The organism is Mesorhizobium sp. M0816, from assembly GCF_040320005.1.
Taxonomy (GTDB): Bacteria; Pseudomonadota; Alphaproteobacteria; order Rhizobiales; family Rhizobiaceae; genus Mesorhizobium.
Genome location: NZ_JAMYOT010000081.1, coordinates 1 through 3,005 on the forward strand (window position 1 = coordinate 1; position 3,005 = coordinate 3,005).

Consider the following 3,005-nt stretch of genomic DNA (forward strand, 5'->3'; position numbering starts at 1 on the left):
GACCACATGTTCATCTCGGCCCCCGGCGCGGGCAATCCGAACCTGCTGCGCAGTGTTGTGACGGAGCTGGGCGGGACGATCGCGGTGGAGTATGCGCCGTCGTCGACCTGGGCGAACACCTACCTGCCGCAATTGGTGCATGCGGTGACAAAACTGTCGGTCGGCGACGGCCGCGGCCAGACGGCGGTGAGCACCTACGCCTATGCCGGCGGCAAATACGATCCGGCGGCACGCAAGTTTCTGGGCTTCGCCTCGATCGTCGAGACCAAACCGCTGGCCAATGGCGAGACGGCGGCGTCGAAGATCGAGACCACCTACCGCCAGGACCTGGCAAGCTACGGGCTGCCGTCGCTGACCGTTTGGAAGGATGGCGCCGGCGTCGTCCACAAGCAGGTGGCCGAGACCTATGCGGTCAACACCGCGACCAAGCCATACACCGTGCAGAACATTGCGACCGACACGACGCTGACCGAGAATCTTTCGCGCACACTGAAGGTCGAGCGGGCGTTCGACGCCTATAACAATATCACCAGCATCAAGGACTATGGCCGCACCGACGTCAGCGGCGATGAGACCTGGACGGTGGCAAGCTTTGCGCCGAACACGAGCGCCTACATCGTCTCGCTGCCGAGCAGCCAGACGATGCGCGCCGGGCTGGACACCAGCTTTGCCTATATCGGCTATGACGAGACCTATTATGACGGCGGCGCCAACGCCACGCCGCCGGCCAAGGGCAACGTCACCCGCAAGCGCAGCTTCTCCGATTACTATGGAGCGCCGCAAAAGGAGGTGAACCAGACTTTTGCCTATGACCTCTATGGCAACAAGGTCTCTGCCACCAACGGGCTCGGCCACAAGACCGAGTGGGACTATGATGCGACCTATCACCTCTATCCGGTAACGCAGCGCAGCCCCCGCTATTTTGCCACCGGCGGCCAGAGCGCCGATACGCGCTTCGTCTCGAGCGCCACCTACAATGCCGTCTGCGGGCTGCCGGCGACGAAGACCGACTTCAACGGCCTGATCAAGACCTTCACCTACGATCCGTTCTGCCGGCCCTACCAGGTCTCGCAAAGCGTCACCGGCGCCTATGCCAAGACCCGGTTCGAGAACGAGGGCAATCCGGCGACACAGGCGCTGGCCAAGCTGACGCCGTTGCCCAATGGGGCGGGCGAGGATTTTGTCCGCTCCTATTATGACGGGCTTGGCCGGGTCTATCGGGTGGAAACGCCCGGCGAGACGGCGGCCGGAGCAAAGCGCATTGCGGACACCGATTTTGACCTGCGCGGCAATGTCTTGCGCACCGCCTTCCCGCGCTTCGTCGGCGACACGGCACAGTGGTCCACCAACAGCTATGACTGGGCCGACCGGCTGGTAAAGACCGTCTATGCCGATGCCAGCCAGACGATTTTTGCCCACAGCCTCGACAGCGGCAGCGGCACCAATCCGCGGCTTTACGCGGTCACCCAGACCGACCAGATCAATGCGACGACCACACGCCAGTCGAAGAGCGTGTCCTCGACGCGCGGCGATATCGTGCAGATCGTGCGCGATCTCGGCGGGCTCAATCTGACGGAGGGCCGCAGCTACGATGTTCTCGGCCGGCTGATCGGGGTCAGCGATCCCGGCGGCTCGAGCTGGAGCTACAGCTATGACATGGTCGGCAACCGGCTTTCCGCGACGGATCCCGATCTCGGCTCATGGTCCTATGTCTATGACGGCGCCAACCGGCTGACCAGCCAGACCGATGCCCGGAGTACCGTCACGACACTGGCCTACGACCAGATGGACCGGCTGACGCTGAAGACGGCCACTAGCGCCGGCGGCAGTGCGGTGACGCTGACGCAGAACACCTACGATCAGGCGGCGGCCGGCTATTACAATATCGGCCAGCTCACGACATCCACCAACCCTGCGGCAACGCAGGCCAACAAGTACGACGGCTTTGGCAAACTCGCCCGCCAGGACGTCACGCTGGGAACGCTGACCCACACCACGACCAGTGTGCGCGATGCCTCCGGCCAGACTCTGCGCACCCAGTACCTGCCGGTGCAGCTCGACTTCGGCACGCTGGCCGCCCCGCTGCAATACACGGCCGGCAACAAGCTGCTCTCCGCTTCAGGCTTCATCACCTCGACCATCTACGAGGCCGACGGCCAGACGAAAGAGATCACCTATGCCAACGGTGTAAAAACCTCCTTCACCTATTCGCCGACCCGGCGCTGGCTGACCCGCGTCACCACGGCCAGGGGCGCCACAGTCCTGCTCGACGACCAGTATGCCCGCGATCTCATCGGCCGCATCACCGGCACGACCGGGCTGACGGCTTCCGACAGCTGGACCTATGGCTACGACAAGGCCGACCGGCTGACTTCGAGCGACAATCTTGGCAACAACACGCTCGACGAGACCTTCGTCTATGCCGCCAACGACAATCTGACCTCGCGCACCCGCGTTGCCGGCACCTATGTCTATCCCGCGGCGAGCGCGGCTCGTCCGCACGCGCCAACCGCGGTCGGCGCCAAGACGCTCACCTATGACGCCAACGGCAACATGACCGCCGACGGCACCAGGACGCTCACCTGGGACGAGGCCAACCGCCTGAAGACCGTCACAATCGCCGCCAACACCGTCTCGCTGTTCTACGGCCCCGACGGCGCACGTACCAAAAAGACCTCGTCCTTCGCCACCACGCTCTATCCCGATCCTTCCGTCGAGATCGATCCGGCGACACCGGGAGCCGAGATCTACACCCGCTACCCCCATCCCGACGTCAAGGTGACCGGCGCCGCCAAAGCTTTCCTGCATCGTGACCACCTGGCTTCTGTCCGCATGGTCACCGATGCCTCAGGCGCCATCGCCGAACAGACCAACTACGCCAGCTATGGCGAGCGCCTCAACACCGGCTTCCAGACGCAGAAATCCTATATCGGCGAACGCTTCGATCCCGAGACCGGCCTGCTCTACCTCAATGCCAGGTACATGGATCCGGTGCTGGGGAGGTT

Annotated in this window: 1 protein-coding gene; it reads left to right on the forward strand. The window is 63.7% G+C overall.

The window, feature by feature from the left end; translation table 11 throughout:
* Nucleotides 1-3,005: toxin TcdB middle/N-terminal domain-containing protein (locus tag NKI17_RS36670; protein ID WP_352907925.1), on the forward strand; the 3,005-nt coding region annotated here is incomplete at both ends.